This window comes from Pseudomonas sp. (assembly GCF_035277045.1).
Lineage (GTDB): Bacteria > Pseudomonadota > Gammaproteobacteria > Pseudomonadales > Pseudomonadaceae > Aquipseudomonas.
This window is the reverse complement of sequence record NZ_DATELE010000297.1, coordinates 1-2,561: the sequence shown is the minus strand read 5'-3', so window position 1 is coordinate 2,561 and position 2,561 is coordinate 1. Positions and strand designations below refer to the sequence as shown.

The 2,561-nt window shown below is 65.6% G+C and carries 2 protein-coding genes; one reads left to right on the top strand and one right to left on the bottom strand.

Translation table 11 applies throughout. The features are described 5' to 3' along the window. Positions 1–903 (top strand): PucR family transcriptional regulator (locus tag VJS90_RS20260; protein WP_324123413.1); only part of this gene is annotated, 903 nt, incomplete at its 5' end. Between the two features lie 56 nt (positions 904–959). Here VJS90_RS20260 and VJS90_RS20255 read toward each other — a convergent pair. After that, positions 960–2,471 (bottom strand): CoA-acylating methylmalonate-semialdehyde dehydrogenase, encoded by a 1,512-nt coding sequence (locus VJS90_RS20255; protein WP_324123412.1) that lies wholly within the window; start codon positions 2,469–2,471, stop codon positions 960–962. Positions 2,472–2,561 lie beyond the last annotated feature (90 nt).

Sequence of the window (2,561 nt, the reverse complement as noted above, 5' to 3'; positions counted from 1 at the left end):
AGCGCCGAGCCGCACGAGCTGGATCACGTCGAACGCATACCGATCGGCGGCCGGGCCCGGGCCAACCTGATCATCGCCAGCCACGCCAGGCGAACGCTCGATGACTCCATGCTGGTGCGTTCGCTGGCCGGCCTGCTGGGTGTCGAGCTTGAGCGCCTGATGATCCAGCGCGACCAGCAGCGAGAGGAAGGCGCGGCCTTGCTGCGCGACATGATCGACAGTACGACCGAGTTCACCTTCGCGCGCCCCATGCTCGAGCGTCACGGGCTTGCCGGCACGCTGGTGAGCCTGGCGATCCTGCCAGGTACCAACGGGCCATGGAGCGCGGAAGATATCCATCACGCCCCTGCCCTGCACTCGGCCGGCCCTTTGTTGCTGAGCGAAAAGGGCCTGTTGCTGGCGGTCAGCCGGGACGAGCCCGCCCTTTTCGAGGCCTTGCGCAGCAACCTCGGCGCCGGAACCATGATGGGGATCAGCGGGCCGATCGCCTCGGCCACGGGTCTTCGGGAAAGCTTCAGGCAGGCACGTCTCGCGCTGACCCAGGCGCAAGAGCTCGAGAAGGCGGTGTTGCACTATGGCGAGGCGCACACCGGGCTGATCATGGCACCCAGGACACTGCCCGAGGCGCGCGCCCTGGTAGGCCGCTACCTGGGCCCGCTGATCGAGCACGACCGCGTCCAGGGCGCGGCGCTGCTACCGACGCTGGCCACTTTCCTCGAGAACGATGGCAACTGGAAGACAACCGCCTTCGACCTGGGCATCCATCGCCAGACCCTCGTCTACCGGTTGAAGCTGGTGGAACAACTGACCGGTATCAAACCGACCACAACCCGCGGCATCGCCCGCTTCTGGATCGCGATCCAGGCGGGCAAGAACACCCAGCTGATCGAAACGAATCGCTGAATGCAAAAAGCCCCGCTGCGTGGGCGGGGCCTTCTGCCGTCAGCTAGCCGCAGCCATCAATGGCTGGTCGGCATCGCGAACTCCGCGCCCTTGGCGATTGCCTGGGGCCAGCGTTGCATGATGCTCTTCTGCCTGGTGTAGAAGCGCACGCCCTCCTCCCCGTAGGCATGCATGTCGCCGAACAGGCTCTTTTTCCAGCCGCCGAAGCCATGCCAGGCCATCGGTACCGGGATTGGCACATTGATGCCGACCATGCCGACCTGGATGCGACGGCCGAACTCACGGGCGATGTGGCCATCGCGGGTATACAGGCTCACGCCGTTGCCGAATTCGTGTGCGTTGATCAGGTCGACCGCCTCTGCGAAGTCCTTGACCCGCAGGCAGGCCAGCACCGGGCCGAAGATTTCTTCCTTGTAGATGCGCATGTCAGGGGTGACGTTGTCGAAGAGCGTGCCGCCCAGCCAGAAGCCATCGCCGCAGCCTTCGCCAGCGGTCTGGCCATTGAAGCCACGGCCGTCGACCAGCAGCGTGGCGCCCTCCTTCACACCCTGGTCGATGTAACCGGTGATGCGCTCCAGCGCGGCACGGGTGACGATCGGGCCCATCTCGGCCTCAAGGTTGGTGCCATTGAGCACTTTGAGGTCACGGGTGCGCTCGATCAGCTTGGGCATGACCTTCTCGGCCGTGCCGTCGCCGACGAACACGGCCACGCTGATGGCCATGCAACGTTCGCCGGCCGAGCCGTAGGCCGCGCCGATCAGGGCGTCGACCACCTGGTCGATATCCGCGTCAGGCATCACCACCAGGTGATTCTTGGCACCGCCCAGGGCCTGCACGCGCTTGCCGTGACGGGCGCCGGTTTCATAGATGTGGTTGGCGATGGGGGTGGAGCCAACGAACGAGACCGCCTGCACATCCGGATGCTCGATCAGTGCGTTGACCGCGTCCTTGTCGCCCTGCACCACGTTGAACACGCCGTCTGGCAGGCCAGCCTGCTTGAGCAGCTCGGCGATGAACAGGCTCGGGCTCGGGTCCAGCGGGCTCGGCTTGAGCACGAAGGTGTTGCCGGTGGCCAGCGCGACCGGGAACATCCACATCGGCACCATCACCGGGAAGTTGAACGGGGTGATGCCGGTGACCACGCCCAACGGCTGGCGCAAGGTCCAGTTGTCGATGTTGGTGCTGACCTGGTCGGTGAAATCGGTTTTCAGCAGCTGCGGCGCGACGCAGGCGAACTCGACGATCTCGATGCCGCGCATCACTTCGCCCTGGGCATCGGTGAACACCTTGCCGTGCTCGGCGGTGATCAGCCGCGCGAGGTCGTCACGGTGCTCGTTGAGCAGCGCCAGAAACTTGTTCAGGACCCGCGAACGGCGCAGCGGCGACAGGTTGCTCCAGGCCGGGAACGCAGCCTTGGCCGATGCCACCGCGGCGTCCACGTCGCGCTGCGCGGACAGTTGCACCTGGCCGGTGAGCACGCCGGTGGCCGGGTTGTAGACCGGCGATTGCTGGCCGCTGGTGGCCTCGGCAACTGCGCCGCAGATCCAGTTCATGATGGTTTGGGTCATTGTCTTTCTCACATCAAGGGCTATCGGTGGTGGCCCGCGATCGGGCGCGTGCCACGCTGAGGTTTCGGTAAGGGGCGTCAGTAGATGGCG